The sequence below is a fragment of the Streptomyces sp. NPDC033270 genome (assembly GCF_055576575.1).
The window spans coordinates 44,952-62,399 of sequence record NZ_JBVIRA010000004.1; the positions used below are offsets into that span (position 1 = coordinate 44,952).

Genomic DNA, 17,448 nt, shown 5'->3' on the forward strand with positions numbered 1-17,448 from the left:
GACGGCCGCCCGCCTCGACCGACACATCCGCGATCGCCCCCGCCACCGAGCACCTCACCAGACGAGTGCGCTGGGCGTCCGCCACCCGGCCCGCCGCCGCACACGCCCTGGCCGGCCCCTGGAGGGCGCGATCCGCCGCGGCCAGCGCCGCCAGGTCCGCGGCTCCCCCCGCGCGATGTCGTGCCGTGACGGCCTGCCCCACGGCGATCAGGGCCAGGAAGACGGCGCACAACGCGGCGGCCGCGAAGACCGTCCAGACCGTCGCCGAGCCCTCATCACCGCACCGTTTCCTCCGCAAGAGCCACCGCCTCCCCTGTGACCCGGACCGTCAGCCGCCCCGCACCAAGCAGCCCGGCCTCGACCCGTACGCGCACCAGGTCGCCCTCCCTCGCCAGCGCGACCCGCGCACCCCGCGGAGCGGCGCCCCGTGCCGCCGCGATCGCCGCCGCCCGGGGTTCCGACCGCGCCGCCGCCCGCGCCCCGGCCCGGGCCGCGTCCACACACTCGATACGGGCGCAGACCGCCATCAGTCCCCAGATCAGCGCCGCCACGATCGTCACCAGAACCGGCATGACCACGGCCGCCTCCGCCGTCACGAATCCGGCGTCGCGCGAGGCCCTCGGGGCGCCACGGTTCCCAGGGCCGCTCCTGCCGTCAGAACTGGGCATGGAGCGCCCGCTCGAACAGCGACCGCAGTGCCGCGTGGACCGCGTCACTCGTCGCGATCTTGTAGAACACCGTCGCCAGGGCCGCCGCCGCGAGCGTTCCCACGGCGTACTCCGCCGTGACCATCCCCCGGTCGTCGGCCGCCACCGAGCGCAGCCTCGTCCACCACCGTCGAAACATTTCCATCCCCCGCTCCCCGGCTCTTGGCCGGTTGTTGAACTTGCTTCATCCAGAGACCAGTCAGGTATCGAGATCGGTCGGGTACCGAGATCGGTCAGGTATCAAGATCAGCCGGATGGGTATCGGCATCAGTCGCCTCCCAAGAGGCCGGCTGCCAGGCCGATCAGTACCGGTGCCACCCCGAGCACCAGGAACGCCGGCAGAAAGCACGCCGCCAGTGGAAGGGTGACGAGCACCCCGGCCCGCCGGGCCCGCGCGGTGGCGTCCCTGGCCTGCTCCGAACGGAGCTCGGTGGCGATCCGCGACACCGACTCGACGGCCGGCACCCCCGATATCCCGGCGCGCTCCATGCAGCGCGCCAGCCCTTCGGCTCCGGGAAGGGCAGCCAACCGCGGCCATACGACGGCCGGTTCGCCGCCCAGGCGCAGTTCCGCCGCCACCTGACGCAGCCGCTCGGCTACGGGCCCGTGGAGCGAACGGCCCACCGCCTCGGCCGACTCCCGCGGGCCGGCCTCCGCCGCGAGGCAGGCCGCCAGCAGATCGCCGGCCGGCGCCAGCTCCGCACGTACCGCCGCAGCCGCCAACCTCGCCTCCTCCGCACCCCGTTGGCGTGCCAGCCAGCGATATGCTCCGATGCCCACGGCGATTCCTGCCGCGGCACCAGGGAATCCGCCGACGACGATGGCCACGAAGCCGGCCACCCCCAGCGGCCCGGCCCACGCTCTCGGTCCACTCACGGTCCCCCGACCGCCGTTCCGTCCTCCGGCTCGAAATCCAGTCCGGCCTCCCGTCCGTCGAGCCCCGTCGCGGCCCGGCGCGCCACCCCACAGCGCCGACGCCCGTCTGCGTACGGCTCGTGCGCGGTGCGCTGCCCGTAACAGCGCCATGGCGCACAGCAATGTCATCACGGCCGCGACCGCCATCCCCACCCTGTGGAAAACTTCCGCGCTCACGACGCCGCCCTCCTCACTGCAGTGCCTTCCGCGTCCGCGACGATCCGGGCGGTCCAGGCCACGCCGCCCCACTCCAGAAGCCCGCCGGCCGCCAGACAGCCCCAGCCGGCCGGGGTGTGCAGCAGCACCCGCAGAGGGTCGGCGCCCAGTGCGCTGCCCATCAGGAGCCCGCCTGCCGGAAGCAGGGCGAGCATCAGCGCGGTGGTGCGTGGCCCCGCCAACTGGGCACGCAGCTCTTCGCGTTGATCCCGTTGGGCGCGCAGTCCGGCGGCGATCCGCTCCAGCCCGGAGGCCAGTCCGGCACCGCCCTCCACCGCCACCTGCCAGCACGCCGCCATGCCGGTCAGTCCCTCGGCTCCGGACGCTCGCGCCGCGGCACGGAGCGCCTGGGGTACGTCCCCGCCGTAACGGGCGGCCGCCACCACCGCCGAGCCCGCATCCCCGAGGCCCGGCGCCCCCGCGGCGAGCAGTGCCTGGGCCGGCTGCCGTCCGGCCCGCAGCTCGCCCGCCACCGCCGCGCACAGCCCGATCACCTGAGCGGCCCGCCGGTCCCGCGCCCGCCCCGCGCCATGGGCGGCCAGCCGGCGCCGGACGAGGAACATGACCACCGGCGAGGCGAGCACCGGCAGCGGCGACCCGCCCAGCACGCCCAGCACCAACCCGGCCGGCAGGCACCAGACCTCCCGCCCGATGTCCCCCCAGCGACCGACGCTCCACCGTCTGCCCGCATCCCCCTCGGCCACCCGCCCCGCGCACCACTTCCGCAGCCCTTCGCCCCGAAGCCGGGCCTGCCACCGACCTGCCGGGCCGGCCTCCCCGTCGCCCCCGAACAGGGCCCGGGCCCGCCGCCGTACGTCATGCCGCCGCCCGGCGGCGGCCGTCCGGAGCGCGGCTCCCGCGATGAGCACCGCGACCACGAGTGCGACCCCGGTCCCGTTCATCGGCTCTCGCCCCCGCTCCGCTCGCACAGCCGCATCAACCGCCCCCAGCCACGCACTTGCTGGAAGCCGCCCGGGCCCCAGACCGCGGCCGGTACGGTCACCACGAAGCCGTCGCGGTCCCGCTCCAGGACATGGATCTCGGCGATCCGGCGCCGGCCGGTCCGATCGCGCACCAGATGCAGCACGACCGAGAGCGCGGCCGCCAGCTGGCTGTGCAGCGCGGCACGGTCGAGCCCTGCGGCCGAGCCGAGGGCCTCCAGCCGGGCGGGGACGTCGCAGGCGGCGTTGGCATGGACCGTGCCGCAGCCGCCCTCGTGCCCCGTGTTGAGCGCGGCCAGCAGGTCCGTGACTTCGGCGCCGCGCACCTCGCCGACCACCAGCCGGTCCGGGCGCATCCGCAGCGCCTGCCGTACGAGGTCCCTCAGCACCACCCTGCCGACGCCCTCCTGGTTGGCCGGGCGGGCCTCCAGCCGCACCACATGGGGGTGGTCCGGCCGCAGTTCCGCGGAGTCCTCGGCCAGGACGATCCGCTCGGCCGGGCCGACCAGGCCGAGCAGCGTGCTGAGGAGTGTGGTCTTCCCGGAGCCGGTGCCCCCGCTGATGAGGAACGACAGCCGGGCCGTCAGCATCGCCCGCAGCAGCCGTTCGCCGCCCGGCGGGACCGTCCCCGCCGCGACCAGCTCCGCGAGTCCGAAGGCGCGCGGCCGCAGCACCCGAAGGGACAGACAGGTCCCGGCCACCGCCACCGGGGGCAACACGGCATGCAGGCGGGTGCCGTCCGGGAGCCGGGCGTCCACCCAGGGGCGGGCGTCGTCCAGGCGCCGACCTGCCACCGCCGCCAGCCGCTGGGCGAGCCTGCGTACCTCTGCCTCGTCCCGGAAGCGGACATCCGTACGCTCCAGCCCGGTGCCGCGGTCCACCCAGACCTCGTCCGGCGCGGTGACCAGGACGTCCGTCACCTCGGGCGCGGCCAGCAGCGGCTCCAGCGGCCCGCTGCCCACCATCTCGGACCGCAACGCGGCCACCACGCCCAACACTTCGGCGTCTCCCAGGAGCCGCCCCTCCTCGCGCAGCGCCACCGCCACCCGAGCCGGCGTCGGCTCCGCCCCCGCCTGGGCGAGCCGCCGGCGCACGACATCCAGCAGGTCCTGCCCCGGCCCCGCCCTCATGGCCGGCCTCCGCCCCGGCTGCCCGCCCGGACCGCGCCGGCGTCCATCGCGGCCGACGGCCCCGAATCGGCCCATGCCACCGGACCGCGCCCCTGCCCCCGCCCCGCTGCGGGCTCCGAGCCCGGGCTCAGCCCCAGTCGTGAGTCGGGCACCGGTCCCGAACCGGCCCCCGGCTCCACTCCCGGGCCCTGACTCGGCCCGGCACCGGGAGCCGCGCCTGCCTGCTGCCCCGGCTGTGGGGCTTGCCCTTGCGCCGTGCCCGGGCCAGGCCCCTCCCCTGACCCGTCGCCCCCACTCGCCACCATCCGCCGCCAGAACGCCGCGCAGAACCGCGCCAACGGCTCCCGCACCCGCACCCCCGGCGGTACGCCACGCGCCAGGTCGGCCAACAGGCCCTGCTCCCAGGGCAGTTCACCGGACAGGGGTAGATCCATGAGGCGGGCGATTTCGCTCGGAGACAGGCCGTGACCGTGGCGTTCAGGGGTGCCTCGGGCCACCACGCGGAGATCACCCAGCTGCTGCTGCACGCCGGAGGCCACCCGCTGGGCCGCCGCGACCGCGCGCAGTTCCATAGGAACGAGCAGCAGCCCCATGTCCACCTGGGCCAGGGCCTCCGCCGTCGTTTCGTCGACGCGACGCGGCAGGTCCACAACCACGACACCGCCCCGTCGGCGTGCCGCCGCCATGACCGCGCGCATCGCCGCCGGCGGAATGGCGACGTCGGGGCCCCGGTCCCAGCTGAGGACCCGCAGGGAGTGCAGGTACGGCAGCGATTCGGCGAGCGCGCCGCAGGCCACCCGGCCGCGCGATTCGGCGAACGCGGGCCAGCGCAGGCCCTTTTCCTTCTCGCCGCCCAGCAGGACGTCCAGTCCGCCGCCCAGCGGGTCGCCGTCGACGAGCATCGTGCGCCGGCCCGTCCGGGCGGCAGTGACGGCCAGCGCCCCGGCCAGGGTGCTCGCGCCGGCGCCGCCGCGGCCGCCGATGACGCCGACCGTGAGGGCCGACGGGCCCACGCCCTCGACGGCGTCGGCGATGCGGTCGACCAGCCAGCGCTCGCCGTCAGGCAGGGCAAGGACGCGCTCCGCCCCGATGGCGACGGCCCGGCGCCAGGTCTCCTGGTCGTCGGTGTCCCGGCTCGTCAGGATGACGCCTGCCCGGCGGCCGGCCCCGTACAGGCGGCTCGCGCAGTCCTCGCCGACGATCACCAGTGGCGCCGCCTCCCAGCCCCCTTTGCGGGTCGGCAGCCCATGTGCCACTTCGGGCAGCGCACCCGCCGCGGCGCACAGCCGCAGCAGATCGTCCAGGAGCCGTTCGTCCTCGGTGATGATCAGCGGTCCGACCCGCTCCTCGCCGGTGCGGTCCGGTCGCTCCGATGGCGTGGTTCCGGCCACGTTCCGTCCCCCTATCGCTACGCAACTCACACATCCGCGAACTCGCGGACTTTTACGATGCGGCGATCAGGAAATCCGAGTGGATCTTGAACCAAATCTGTGGACAACTCAGCGGCTGTGGATATACCCGTCACCTATTCCAGCGACGAAGGGCGACTTCTGGGGCGCAAGAGAGCTCCACGAAAGCCTCGGGAGGGGGTTCCTCAGAGCATCGTGTTGACTACAGTGGGTAACGGGACCGAGGTGGACCAGCCGTCGACGCCGTGGAGGCGGAGTGAGTGGCGGATCCTCGTCCGGCGGCGGAAAAAGCGTCCGGACATGCGACGACCCCCGCCGGGGGGGGAGAGCGGGGGTCGTCCCCACGGCCGACTCGGGGGGGGAGGAGCCGGACCGGGTTAGCACGGTCGCGAACGATCCGTGACTTCCATGGTGTACCCGAGAGCCTTCTCAGGCAAACCCACGCGCCACACCTTACGCCGAATGGTGGGAGCCTATGCTCACCCCCGTGGAAAACCACTCCGTGCCTCACTCGACTCCCCGTACTGCTGCGTTCTTCGACTTGGACAAGACCGTCATTGCAAAGTCGAGCACGCTGACCTTCAGCAAGTCGTTCTACCAAGGCGGCCTGATCAATCGGCGGGCCGTACTGCGCACTGCGTACGCCCAGTTCGTGTTCCTCGCGGGCGGCGCCGACCACGATCAGATGGAGCGGATGCGTGAATATCTCTCCTCGCTGTGCCGCGGCTGGGATGTGGCCCAGGTCCGCGAGATCGTCGCCGAGACCCTGCATGATCTGATCGACCCGATCATTTACGACGAGGCGGCCTCACTGATCGAAGAGCATCACGCCGCCGGACGCGATGTCGTCATCGTCTCGACTTCCGGCGCCGAGGTCGTCGAACCGATCGGTGAACTCCTGGGCGCCGACCGGGTCGTGGCCACCCGTATGGTCGTCGGCGAGGACGGCCGCTTCACCGGCGAGGTCGAGTATTACGCCTATGGACCGACCAAGGCCGAAGCCGTCCGGGAACTCGCCGCATCCGAGGGCTACGACTTGGAGCGCTGCTATGCCTACAGCGATTCGGCCACCGACGTGCCGATGCTTTCGGCGGTCGGACACCCCTGCGCGGTCAATCCGGACCGGGCGCTGCGCCGGGAGGCGGTAGCGCGCGGCTGGCCGGTCCTCACCTTCAGCCGTCCGGTCCCGCTCAAGCAGCGGCTGCCGGCGCTGTCGATGCCCTCGCGGCCGGTTCTCGCCGCCATGGCGGCGGCCGGCGCGGCCATGGCGACCGCGACACTGGTCTGGTACGCGAGCCGGCGGAAACCCACAAAGTTGCGCTTCCGTTTTGACCGAAGCAGTGCCGCCCGTAATGCCCGTGTTTGAAGGTGAACGTAAAGTTCTGCGGTCTGGGCTTCCCCTCGCCCGGCACGAGTAGTACAAAGGACTTAACGGCCCGCGAGACCAAGGACATCCGAGAGGAACACCTTTAACGCAGCAAGTGGCCCACGGACCGATGCATGAAAGTCGGGCACCCACGCGACGCCGACCCGTCGATTACGGGCCAGCCGCACCAGGTAACCGGACGAAGATTCCGACCTGATGGGCAAATTTCGTGCACGCATGGTAACCCGGCAGACATGCCAGCGGCGGTACCACCGATTGGTACCGCCGCAACCCTGTTCAGGGACGAATTGAAGCAATGGTTCCGGATTCCCCGGGCGGTTTCGCAGTCTTCACCTCGTCGCCACTTATGCCTCTCTTATGCCGCGCCGCGCTGCAGCGCCTCACAGACCGCGGTGCTCTCCCGAACGCCGAGTTCCACCGCGCGCCCACAGTGCGCGATCCATGCCGCGACGCCCTCCGGGGTGCCCGAGACATAGCCCTCCAGGGCGGCGACATATGCCGCGCGCCCCAGCTCGGCATGCCCGACCTCGGCAGGACAGATCGACTTGGGGTCCAGTCCGCTGCCGATCAGCACGATCCGCTCCGCGGCCCGCGCGACCAGCCCGTTGTGCGACGCGAAGGGCCGCAGCGCGAGCAGCTCGCCGTGCACCACCGCCGCGACCACCAGGGCCGGCGCCTCGGTGCCCGCGAGCAGCAGCCGCGACAGCCCGTCCAGCCGCCCGGCGACCTCGTCCGCATCCGGGAGCGCCAGCTCGACGAGCGGTTCGTCCACCGGCTCGCCGGCCAGTCGGGGCCGCCCCACGGTCTCGTCCGGCGACTCCCCGCCGGCCGCCACCAGATGGAGCCGCGCCAGGACGCGCAGCGGCGACTGCCGCCACACGCTCAGCAGCTGCCCCGCCTCCGCGGTCAGCCGCAGCGCCGCGCCGACGGTCCGCGGCTCGCCCGCGACGCCGAAGTCGGTACGGCGCCGGACCTCTTCGAGCGCCCAGTCGGCTCCCGACAGCGCCGCGGAACCGCGCGCTCCGCGCAGCGCCGCCTCAGAGGTGACCTCATTGCTCCGGCGCCGCATGATCCGGTGGCCGTAGACCCGGTCGACGCCCTTGCGCACGGAGTCCACGGAGTCGGCGACTCCCGGGAGCGAGGCCAGGGTCACAAGCGGATCGTCGCTCGCTTTGGGGGGTACGGGGGAGGTCCCCCGGGAGATTCCAGCCATGGGTACGACCCTACGCACCACCGGGCCGGACCCCTCGAAGGAGTGGTCTTCTTCACGCGAACCCCTCACTCAGAGGTAGAGCCAGATTACCCTTGGTGAACATGAAGATCGCTTTCGTAGGCAAGGGCGGCAGCGGCAAGACCACCCTGTCCTCCCTGTTCATCCGGCATCTCGCCGCGTCCCGGATCCCCGTGATCGCGGTGGACGCCGATATCAACCAGCACCTGGGGGCCGCCCTCGGCCTCGATGAGGCAAGGGCCGCCGCGCTCCCCGCGATGGGCGCCCATCTGCCGCTGATCAAGGACTACTTGCGCGGCGGCAACCCCCGGATCCCGTCCGCCGCCTCCATGATCAAGACCACCCCGCCCGGAGAGGGCTCACGACTGCTGCGGGTCGTCGAGGACAACCCCGTCTACGACGCCTGCGCGCGCACGGTGGAGCTCGACGGCGCCGCGGCGCGGCTGATGGCGACGGGCCCGTTCACCGAGTCCGACCTGGGCGTGGCCTGTTACCACTCCAAGGTCGGCGCGGTCGAGCTGTGCCTGAACCACCTTGTCGACGGCCGGGCGGAGTATGTCGTCGTCGATATGACGGCCGGTTCCGACTCCTTCGCCTCCGGGATGTTCACCCGTTTCGACATGACCTTCCTGGTAGCCGAGCCGACCCGTAAGGGCGTCGCCGTCTACCGCCAGTACAAGGAGTACGCGCAGGATTTCGGCGTCCCCCTCAAGGTCGTCGGCAACAAGGTGCAGAGCCCCGACGACCTGGCGTTCCTGCGCGAGGAGGTGGGCGACGACCTGCTGGTGACGGTCGGGCACTCCGAGTGGGTGCGCGCCATGGAGAAGGGCCGCCCGGCCCGCTTCGCCTACCTGGAGCAGGCCAACCGCCGCGCCCTGGAGGTGCTGCACGACACGGCCGACGCGGCCTACGGGCGACGCGACTGGGAGCGCTACACGCGCCAGATGGTGCACTTCCACCTGAAGAACGCGGAGAGCTGGGGCAATGCGAAGACCGGCGTCGACCTGGCGGCCCAGGTCGACCCGGCGTTCGTACTCCACGAAGGAGCGGCCACCCCACAGCCCGCCTGACCTGCCAGGCCGCGCGGGCCGGGCGGCCTGGTCCGCGGCCCGCCGGCCGAACCAGCCGCCCCCCGCCGCGGTAGGTCCCGTCGCTCCCGGCGCCACCTCCTCGCCACCTCATTGCCGCGGGCGGCCTCAGCCGATGCGACCGCCCTCGGCCGTTCATTCCTGGCGCCGCGAGCGCTTTTCCGAGTGGCCGATCGGAATACCCCCGCAAGCGTTCAGGCGCCAGGAATCAGGAATGACACGGGCAAGCCGAAAGAACTCGCATTCACCCGATAGATGGACAGATTGGGGCAAATGCGCGTAAAAGCTTCTCACTAGCTTTACCCGTCATTACGATCCATTTACCGATGCTTGAGGGTCGCCGGACCGTCCCCCACCTCGACGACCGCCGGTCGGCTCACGTCCCGCCGCAGTACACCGCCGCCCCACGCTCGCGCCCCGCGCGACCGCGTCGCCCCGGAGGAGACGGGAATGTCGCAGATGGAGAAGTTGCCGCCGCAGCCGCCGCACACACCGCACCGCTCCGAGATCCCTCCCGAGCCCCGTATGCGCCCGGAGGAACCCCCCGCGCAAAGGGCCGGCCGGGCCACCTTCCGCCGGGACCTCTCCGCCTCGATCGTCGTCTTCCTGCTCGCCGTACCGCTGTCGCTGGGCATCGCGCTGGCCACCGGCGCCCCGCTCCAGGCCGGACTGGTCGCGGCGGCCGTCGGCGGTATCGTCGCCGGGCTGCTCGGCGGCACTCCCCTCCAGGTGAGCGGCGCGGCCACCGGCCTCCTGGTGGTCACCGCCGACCTCGTCCAGCGCTTCGGCTGGCGCGCCACCTGCGCCATCACGGTCCTGGCCGGCCTCACCCAACTCGCCCTGGGCGCACTGCGCGTGGCGCGTGCGACGCTGGCCATCAGTCCGGCCATCGTGCACGGCATGCTGGCCGGTATCGGGGTCACCATCGCCATCGGCCAGCTCCATGTGGTGCTCGGCGGCAGCCCCGACAGCTCGGCGCTCGACAACGCCGTCGCACTGCCCGGCCAGTTGGCGCATCCGCACACCGCCGCGCTGCTGATCGGCGCCATCACCGTCACCGTACTGATCGGCTGGGGCCGGCTGCCGGGCCGCGCCGGGCGCTGGGCGCGGGTGCTGCCGGCTCCGCTGGCCGCCGTGCTCGCCGCGACGGCCGCCAGCGCCGCGATGGCGGTACCGCGCGTGGAGCTGCCGTCCTGGCGACTGCCCGAGCCGCCCGCCCTCCCGGAGGCGTCCGTGCCGGCCCTCGTGGCCGCGGTGCTGACCGTCACCCTCGTCGCCAGTATGGAGTCGCTGCTGTCGGCGGCGGCGGTGGACCGGCTCGCGGCCGAGCGGCCGGGCGCTCCCACGGGCCGAGCGCAGCTCAACCGCGAGCTGGCCGGCCAGGGCGTGGCCAATGTCGCCTCCGGGCTGCTGGGCGGGCTGCCGATCTCCGGCGGTGCGATCCGCGGCTCGGCCAACGTACGGGCCGGTGCCGCCACCCGCTGGGCCACCGTGCTGCACGGCGTATGGGTACTGCTGTGCGCGGGCCTGCTGGCCGGGGTGCTGGAGCTGATCCCGCTGGCCGCGCTCGCCGCGCTGGTGATGGCCGTCGGCGTACGGATGGTGAGCTTCGCGCACATCCGGCATGTGCAGCGGCACCGCGAATTCCCGGTGTACGCGGGCACCTTGGGCGGGGTCGTCCTCTTCGGGGTCCTCCAGGGCGTGGCGGCCGGCATCGCGGTCGCGGCCTTCCTGGCGCTGCGCCGGCTGACCCACACCCGGGTCACCGTCACTCAGGAGGACGAGGCCTACCGGGTGCGCATCAGCGGCCAGCTGACGTTCCTGGCAGTGCCGCGGCTGACCCGAGCACTGGCGCTGGTGCCGGCGCACACCGAGGTCGTCGTCGAGCTGTACGGCTCGTTCATGGACCACGCCGCCTACGAGGCCCTGCAGTCCTGGTGCGCCACCCATCGGGCGCACGGCGGCTGGGTGAAGCTGGGCGGCCGTGGGGGCCGTCCGCTCGCCGAGCCGGCCGGCGGGCACTCGTGCCGGCCGTGGACGCCCTGGCGCAACCACCACTGCACCCGGCCCGCCCCGCACCAGGCGACGGCCCCGGAGAGCAGCGGCAGCCAACTGCTGGGCGGGGTCAGCGCGTTCCAGCGCCACACCGCCCCGCTCGTACGCGAGGAGCTGGCGCGGCTCGCCCGCGACGGCCAGCGGCCCACCCAACTGTTTCTGACCTGCGCGGACTCCCGGCTGGTCACGAGCATGATCACCTCCAGTGGCCCGGGCGACCTGTTCACCGTGCGCAACGTCGGCAACCTGATGCCGCCACCCGGCTCGGAGGCCTCCTGCGACTCCGTGGGAGCGGCGATCGAGTACGCGGTGGAGGTGCTGCGGGTCGGCTCGATCACGGTGTGCGGGCATTCGGGGTGCGGCGCCATGGGGGCGCTGCTGAGCACCGCGGCACCGGACGGGGCCGAGCCGACCCCCCTCGCCCGCTGGCTGCGCCACGGCCACCCGAGCCTGGCACGGATGCAGCGCATCGGGCGGCTGGGACGGGGCGAGGTCGCCCTGGCCGGGCGGCCGGTGGCCGATGACCAGGAGCGACTGGCGCTCGTCAACGTCATGCAGCAGCTCGACCATCTCAGGGCACACGCCTGTGTGGCCCGCCGGGTGGCCGAGGGCACCCTGGCGCTGCACGGCATGTACTTCGACGTCGGCGCGGCCCAGGCGTATGTGCTCGACGAGGCCACCGGGCGGTTCTGCGCGGTCCGCGGCGAGGCGGCGCCGGTCGGCGTCTGACCTGCGCAGCGGCCGCCCGGCGGCCGCGGAACAGACGAACAGTCAACAGGTCTACACCAATAATTTTCCACAGCCCTTGTCAGGGTCCACCGCGGGCTGATGAGCTATGGCCTGGGACACATCGGACGCCCTGGGAATGGGAGATGTCGTGAGCAACGAAAGCCTGGCCAATCTGCTCAAGGAGGAGCGGCGGTTCGCGCCACCCTCGGATCTGGCCGCGCATGCCAACGTCACGGCCGCCGCGTACGAACAGGCCGCGGCGGACCGGCTGGGCTTCTGGGCAGAACAGGCCCGGCGACTGTCCTGGGAGACCGCACCCACTCAGACCCTCGACTGGTCCAATGCGCCCTTCGCGAAGTGGTTCGCCGACGGCAAACTCAATGTCGCCTACAACTGCGTGGACCGGCACGTGGAGAACGGCCTGGGCGACCGGGTCGCCATCCACTTCGAGGGCGAGCCGGGCGACAGCCGCGCGATCACCTACGCCGAGCTGCAGCGCGAGGTCTCCAAGGCCGCCCATGCGCTGACCGAGCTGGGCGTGCGGGCCGGCGACCGGGTCGCCATCTACATGCCGATGATCCCGGAGACGGTCATCGCCATGCTGGCCTGCGCCCGCCTGGGCGCTCCGCACTCGGTGGTCTTCGGCGGCTTCTCCGCGGACGCGCTGGCGACGCGCATCATCGACGCCGACGCCCGCGTGGTGATCACCGCCGACGGCGGTTACCGCCGCGGAAAGCCCTCCGCCCTCAAGCCGGCCGTCGACGACGCGCTGACCAAGCCCGGTACGGAGAACGTCCGCAGCGTGCTCGTCGTACGCCGCACCGGCCAGGAGGACGTCGCCTGGCACGAGGGCCGGGACGTGTGGTGGCACGAGATCGTCGAGCGGCAGAGCGAGACGCACACGCCCGAGGCCTTCGACGCCGAGCACCCGCTGTTCATCCTCTACACCTCCGGTACGACGGGTAAGCCCAAGGGCATCCTGCACACCACCGGCGGCTACCTCACCCAGGTGTCGTACACCCACCACGCGGTCTTCGACCTGAAGCCCGAGACCGACGTCTACTGGTGCACCGCCGACGTCGGCTGGGTGACCGGCCACTCGTACATCACCTACGGCCCGCTCTCCAACGGTGCGACCGAGGTGCTCTACGAGGGCACACCCGACAGCCCGCACCAGGGCCGCTGGTGGGAGATCGTGCAGAAGTACGGCGTGACGGTCCTGTACACCGCGCCGACCGCGATCCGCGCCTGCATGAAGTGGGGCGACGACATCCCGGCGAAGTTCGACCTGTCGTCGCTGCGCGTCCTGGGGTCGGTGGGCGAGCCGATCAACCCCGAGGCATGGATGTGGTACCGCAAGCACATCGGCGCCGACGCCACTCCGATCGTCGACACCTGGTGGCAGACCGAGACCGGCGGGATGATGCTCAGCCCGCTGCCCGGCGTCACGGAGACCAAGCCCGGCTCGGCGCAGCAACCGCTGCCCGGCATCTCCGCCACGGTGGTGGACGACGAGGCACGCGAGGTGCCGAACGGCGGTGGCGGCTACCTCGTCCTCACCGAGCCCTGGCCGGCCATGCTCCGTACGATCTGGGGCGACGACCAGCGCTACCTCGACACGTACTGGTCGCGCTTCGAGGGCAAGTACTTCGCCGGCGACGGCGCCAAGAAGGACGACGACGGCGACATCTGGCTGCTGGGCCGGGTGGACGACGTCATGCTGGTGTCCGGCCACAACATCTCCACGACCGAGGTGGAGTCGGCCCTGGTCTCGCATCCGAAGGTGGCCGAGGCCGCGGTCGTCGGCGCCACCGACCCGCAGACCACCCAGGCCATCTGCGCCTTCGTCATCCTGCGCGGCGGCGCGGCCGAGAACGAAGGCCTGGTCGAGGAGCTGCGGGCGCATGTCGCCCAGCAGCTCGGCCCGATCGCCAAGCCGAAGCGGATCATGCCGGTCGCGGAGCTGCCCAAGACCCGCTCGGGCAAGATCATGCGCCGGCTGCTGCGCGATGTCGCCGAGAACCGCGACCTCGGTGATGTCACCACGCTCACCGACTCCTCGGTCATGGATCTGATCCAGGCCAAGCTGCCGAGCGCGGCCAGCGAGGACTGAGCGGTACGGATCATGGAGGGGGCGCCGGGCCACAGCGGCCGGGTGCCCCCTCCGGCCTTCCCGGGGCCCCTCGGGCGCCTGAAGGGCCGGCTTTCCCTCCAGCGACCCGGCGCCCGATTTGCCCGTAAAGTAGGGCCACCGAATAGCCGTTCGCACCCGCCCGGTACAGTAGGAGGCGCGTCAATGATGCGCTAAGAAACTCAGGGTGCGCCGGGAAGTCTGGTCGGCAACTGCAACAGCCGTACACAGCTGCCGAAGGCCGGAGGTCACCCGTCGTGAGTGCGTCCAATCGCCGTTCCCTATTCCTCGGGCGAATGTCCCTGCCCGAGCGGAACTTCATCGCCGATGCGCTGCGCGCCGAAACCGTCGGCGGCATCCTCCTCCTCGCCGCCGCGGTAGCGGCTCTGATCTGGGCGAACACCCTCGGCGGAAGCTATGAGGCGGTCCGCGGCTTCCACCTCGGCCCGGCCTTTCTGGGTCTGGATCTCTCCGTCCAGCACTGGGCCGCCAACGGCCTGCTGGCGATCTTCTTCTTCGTCGCGGGCATCGAGCTCAAGCGCGAACTGGTCGCCGGCGAGCTGCGCGACCGCCGGGCCGCCGCGCTCCCCGTGATCGCCGCGGTCTGCGGCATGGCGACACCGGCGCTCGTCTACGTCGTCGTCAACACCCTCGGCGGCGGCTCGCTACAGGGCTGGGCGGTGCCCACCGCCACCGACATCGCCTTCGCACTCGCCGTACTCGCCGTCATCGGGACGTCCCTGCCCGCCGCCCTGCGCGCCTTCCTGCTCACGCTCGCCGTCGTCGACGACCTCTTCGCCATCCTGATCATCGCGATCTTCTTCACCTCGAAGATCAACTTCGCGGCGCTCGGATTCGCCGTCGTCGGCCTGGTGGTCTTCTACCTGCTGCTGCGCAAGGGCGTCCGCGGCTGGTACGTCTACGTCCCGCTCGCCGTGGTCATCTGGGCCCTGATGGAGAACAGCGGGGTGCACGCCACCATCGCCGGCGTGGCCATGGGCCTGATGCTGCGCTGCCACCGCCGCGACGGCGAGACCCAGTCGCCCGGCGAGCACATCGAGCATCTGATCCGCCCGCTCTCGGCCGGTCTCGCGGTACCGCTGTTCGCCCTCTTCTCCGCGGGTGTCTCCCTCTCCGGCGGCGCACTCCACGAGGTCTTCACCCGGCCGGAAACGCTCGGGGTGGTCCTCGGCCTGATAGTGGGCAAGGCGCTGGGGATCTTCGGCGGAACGTGGTGCGCCGCCCGCTTCACCAAGGCCGAACTCAACCCCGACCTCAGATGGCCGGACGTCTTCGCGGTGGCCTCCCTCGCCGGCATCGGCTTCACCGTCTCCCTGTTGATCGGCGAACTCGCCTTCTCCGAGGACCTGGCGCTGGCCGACGAGATCAAGGCGTCGGTGCTGATCGGCTCGCTGCTCGCGGCCGTCTTCGCCGCCGTCCTACTCAAGCTCCGCAACCGCAAGTACAGAAAGCTGTGTGAGGACGAGGAGCGGGACGAGGACCAGGACGGCATCCCCGACATCTACGAGGTGGACAAACCGGAATACCACCTCCGGATGGCCGCGATCCACGAGGCCAAGGCCGCCGAACACCGGCGGCTGGCCGAAGTGGCCTCCGGCTCGCACGCCGGAGACGATGGTCCGGCATGATCTGAGAGGCTTTGCATCCGGGTGACGAGATGAGGGAGACGGCGATGAGCGCAGCCGACCACGGCGCGGACCGCAGCCTCGGGCAACTGGTGGCCTCGGCCACCGCCGAGATGTCCGCACTGGTGCACGACGAGATCGCACTGGCCAAGGCGGAGCTGCGGCAGGACGCCAAGCGGGCGGGCATCGGCAGCGCCGCCTTCGTCGTGGCGGGCGCGCTGGCGCTGTTCGCGCTGCCGGTGCTGAGCTTCGCGGCGGCATACGGCATCCACAACCTCGGCCTCGGGCTCGCCTGGTCCTTCCTGATCGTGGGCGGCGCCTTCCTGGCCCTCGCCGGGCTGCTGGCCCTGATCGCCATCGCCAAGATCAAGAAGATCAAGAAGCCGGAGAAGTCCATCAACTCCGCCAGGGAGACCGCGGCCGTACTGCAGAAGGCCAAGCCGCACCCGCGCGTGGAGACCAAGGACCACCCGGTCCTGGAGTCTGTGACACGCTCGTCGGTATGACAGCCCCTGACAGCACCGCATCGGTCGTACGGCTCGACGTCCCCGGCGGACACGAGGTGTCGCACCGCGACGTCGCGGCGAACGGTGCGCGCTTCCACATCGCCGAGATGGGCGAGGGCCCACTGGTGCTGCTGCTGCACGGTTTTCCACAGTTCTGGTGGACCTGGCGGCATCAGCTCCCGGCCCTCGCCGAGGCGGGCTTCCGCGCGGTGGCGATGGACCTGCGGGGCGTCGGCGGCAGCGACCGCACCCCGCGCGGCTACGACCCGGCGAACCTCGCACTGGACGTCACCGGCGTCGTACGGTCCCTGGGCGAGCCGGACGCCGCGCTCGTCGGACACGACCTGGGCGGCTATCTCGCCTGGACGGCGGCGGTGATGCGGCCCAAGCTGGTGCGCCGGCTCGCGGTCGCCTCGATGCCGCATCCGCGGCGCTGGCGCTCGGCGATGCTCGCCGACGTCCGGCAGAGCACCCGCAGTTCGCACATCTGGAACTTCCAGCGGCCCTGGCTGCCGGAGCGCCGGCTGACGGCGGACGACGCGGCGCTGGTGGGCCGAATGATCCGGGACTGGTCCGGGCCCCGGCTGCCGGACGACGAGGCGCTCGCGGTCTACCAGCGGGCGATGAGCATCCCCTCGACGGCGCACTGCTCGATCGAGCCGTACCGCTGGATGGTGCGGTCCATGGCCCGCCCCGACGGCATCCAGTTCAACCGCCGGATGAAGATGCCCGTACGGGTCCCGACCCTGCATCTGCACGGCTCGCTGGACCCGGTGATGCGCACCCGCAGCGCAGCCGGCTCCGGCGAGTACGTCGAAGCCCCCTACCGCTGGCGGCTGTTCGACGGCCTGGGGCACTTCCCGCACGAGGAGGATCCGGCCGCCTTCTCGACCGAGCTGATCAACTGGCTGAAGGACCCGGAACCCGACCGCTGAGCGCGCCCTGACGGATCGTTCGGGCAGCGGCGTACCGCTGAACGGGGCGGGTTGCACCGCTCAGCGGAACCGACACGCCACAGCACTCGAACGTAGGCATGGCGAACGGCCACTTGCCCGGCGCATAGGCCAATTGGCGGCCCCCATGGCGGTTACGGACCTTGGGCCACGGGCAGAGTCGAGGGTATGGGCTGGACGCACGACTACCGTGACGTGGCACGCAACCGCCGCAGCAGTGCCGCTGCAGTGGGCACTCAGGACAGGGGCACACCGGATCTCGGGTCCGGCGCGTCCCCCGACCCGGCGCACCCGATGGGCATCCCGCGCATCCTGCGCCGCAGAGCGCGCTGGATGAGCGCGCGCCTGCGCCATCGCACCTGACCGGCCACGCCCCGAGCCGACGAGGCGCGGGAAGCACCGCT

General features: G+C 72.0%; 14 protein-coding genes and 2 pseudogenes. 8 read left to right on the top strand and 8 right to left on the bottom strand.

Going from position 1 to position 17,448, the window contains the following annotated elements; translation table 11 throughout:
• Positions 1-25 precede the first annotated feature (25 nt).
• The 7 genes and pseudogenes from ACZ5XZ_RS08295 to ssd form a co-directional block, all read right to left on the bottom strand.
• A pseudogene (locus ACZ5XZ_RS08295) lies at positions 26-298 on the bottom strand (Rv3654c family TadE-like protein); the annotation flags it as partial.
• On the bottom strand, positions 276-668 hold the full coding sequence (locus tag ACZ5XZ_RS08300; RefSeq protein ID WP_468975393.1) for a TadE family type IV pilus minor pilin: 393 nt from the start codon (positions 666-668) through the stop codon (positions 276-278). The gene ACZ5XZ_RS08300 and the pseudogene ACZ5XZ_RS08295, both read right to left, overlap by 23 nt.
• A complete protein-coding gene (locus ACZ5XZ_RS08305; RefSeq protein WP_468975395.1) occupies positions 655-852 on the bottom strand; it encodes a DUF4244 domain-containing protein in 198 nt (65 codons plus the stop codon). The genes ACZ5XZ_RS08300 and ACZ5XZ_RS08305 overlap by 14 nt, the downstream gene beginning before the upstream one ends.
• A 122-nt stretch (positions 853-974) precedes the next feature.
• Positions 975-1,430, bottom strand: a complete 456-nt coding sequence (locus ACZ5XZ_RS08310; protein ID WP_468975397.1) for a type II secretion system F family protein — start codon at positions 1,428-1,430, stop codon at positions 975-977.
• A 365-nt stretch (positions 1,431-1,795) separates the two neighbouring features.
• The gene (locus ACZ5XZ_RS08315; protein WP_468975398.1) at positions 1,796-2,740 is read right to left on the bottom strand and encodes a type II secretion system F family protein; all 945 of its coding nucleotides are present in this window, start codon (positions 2,738-2,740) and stop codon (positions 1,796-1,798) included.
• Positions 2,737-3,909 (bottom strand): TadA family conjugal transfer-associated ATPase, encoded by a 1,173-nt coding sequence (locus ACZ5XZ_RS08320; protein WP_468975400.1) that lies wholly within the window; start codon positions 3,907-3,909, stop codon positions 2,737-2,739. The genes ACZ5XZ_RS08315 and ACZ5XZ_RS08320 overlap by 4 nt, the downstream gene beginning before the upstream one ends.
• A 287-nt stretch (positions 3,910-4,196) precedes the next feature.
• Positions 4,197-5,300: pseudogene (gene ssd / locus ACZ5XZ_RS08325) on the bottom strand (septum site-determining protein Ssd); the annotation flags it as partial.
• Positions 5,301-5,793: 493 nt separating this feature from the next.
• On the opposite strand from ssd, the gene ACZ5XZ_RS08330 reads away from it, so the two are divergent.
• Complete coding sequence (locus ACZ5XZ_RS08330) at positions 5,794-6,684, top strand: HAD family hydrolase (RefSeq protein WP_468975401.1); 891 nt, start codon at positions 5,794-5,796, stop codon at positions 6,682-6,684.
• Between the two features lie 376 nt (positions 6,685-7,060).
• Here the strand turns inward: ACZ5XZ_RS08330 and ACZ5XZ_RS08335 are convergent, their stop codons facing one another.
• A complete protein-coding gene (locus tag ACZ5XZ_RS08335) occupies positions 7,061-7,918 on the bottom strand; it encodes a Fic family protein (RefSeq protein ID WP_384427881.1) in 858 nt (285 codons plus the stop codon).
• 101 nt (positions 7,919-8,019) lie between these two features.
• Here ACZ5XZ_RS08335 and ACZ5XZ_RS08340 point away from each other — a divergent pair, with 101 nt between their 5' ends.
• The 7 genes from ACZ5XZ_RS08340 to ACZ5XZ_RS08370 all read left to right on the top strand — a co-directional run bounded on the left by ACZ5XZ_RS08340 (position 8,020) and on the right by ACZ5XZ_RS08370 (position 17,407).
• The gene (locus ACZ5XZ_RS08340) at positions 8,020-9,006 is read left to right on the top strand and encodes an ATP-binding protein (RefSeq protein WP_468975403.1); all 987 of its coding nucleotides are present in this window, start codon (positions 8,020-8,022) and stop codon (positions 9,004-9,006) included.
• Between the two features lie 468 nt (positions 9,007-9,474).
• Complete coding sequence (locus ACZ5XZ_RS08345; protein WP_468975405.1) at positions 9,475-11,808, top strand: SulP family inorganic anion transporter; 2,334 nt, start codon at positions 9,475-9,477, stop codon at positions 11,806-11,808.
• Positions 11,809-11,956: 148 nt separating this feature from the next.
• Positions 11,957-13,921 carry an acetate--CoA ligase gene (gene acs, locus ACZ5XZ_RS08350; protein WP_468975406.1) on the top strand — a complete coding sequence of 655 codons (1,965 nt, stop codon included), beginning with the start codon at positions 11,957-11,959 and terminating at the stop codon, positions 13,919-13,921.
• Positions 13,922-14,235: 314 nt separating this feature from the next.
• Positions 14,236-15,588 (top strand): Na+/H+ antiporter NhaA, encoded by a 1,353-nt coding sequence (gene nhaA / locus ACZ5XZ_RS08355; RefSeq protein ID WP_468975407.1) that lies wholly within the window; start codon positions 14,236-14,238, stop codon positions 15,586-15,588.
• 44 nt (positions 15,589-15,632) lie between these two features.
• Positions 15,633-16,091 carry a phage holin family protein gene (locus tag ACZ5XZ_RS08360; RefSeq protein ID WP_468975409.1) on the top strand — a complete coding sequence of 153 codons (459 nt, stop codon included), beginning with the start codon at positions 15,633-15,635 and terminating at the stop codon, positions 16,089-16,091.
• Positions 16,088-17,026: an alpha/beta fold hydrolase gene (locus ACZ5XZ_RS08365; protein ID WP_468975410.1), complete on the top strand. Its 939-nt coding sequence runs from the start codon at positions 16,088-16,090 to the stop codon at positions 17,024-17,026. Before ACZ5XZ_RS08360 ends, ACZ5XZ_RS08365 begins: the two co-directional genes overlap by 4 nt.
• A gap of 186 nt (positions 17,027-17,212) precedes the next feature.
• Complete coding sequence (locus ACZ5XZ_RS08370) at positions 17,213-17,407, top strand: hypothetical protein (RefSeq protein ID WP_384427869.1); 195 nt, start codon at positions 17,213-17,215, stop codon at positions 17,405-17,407.
• Positions 17,408-17,448: the final 41 nt, after the last annotated feature.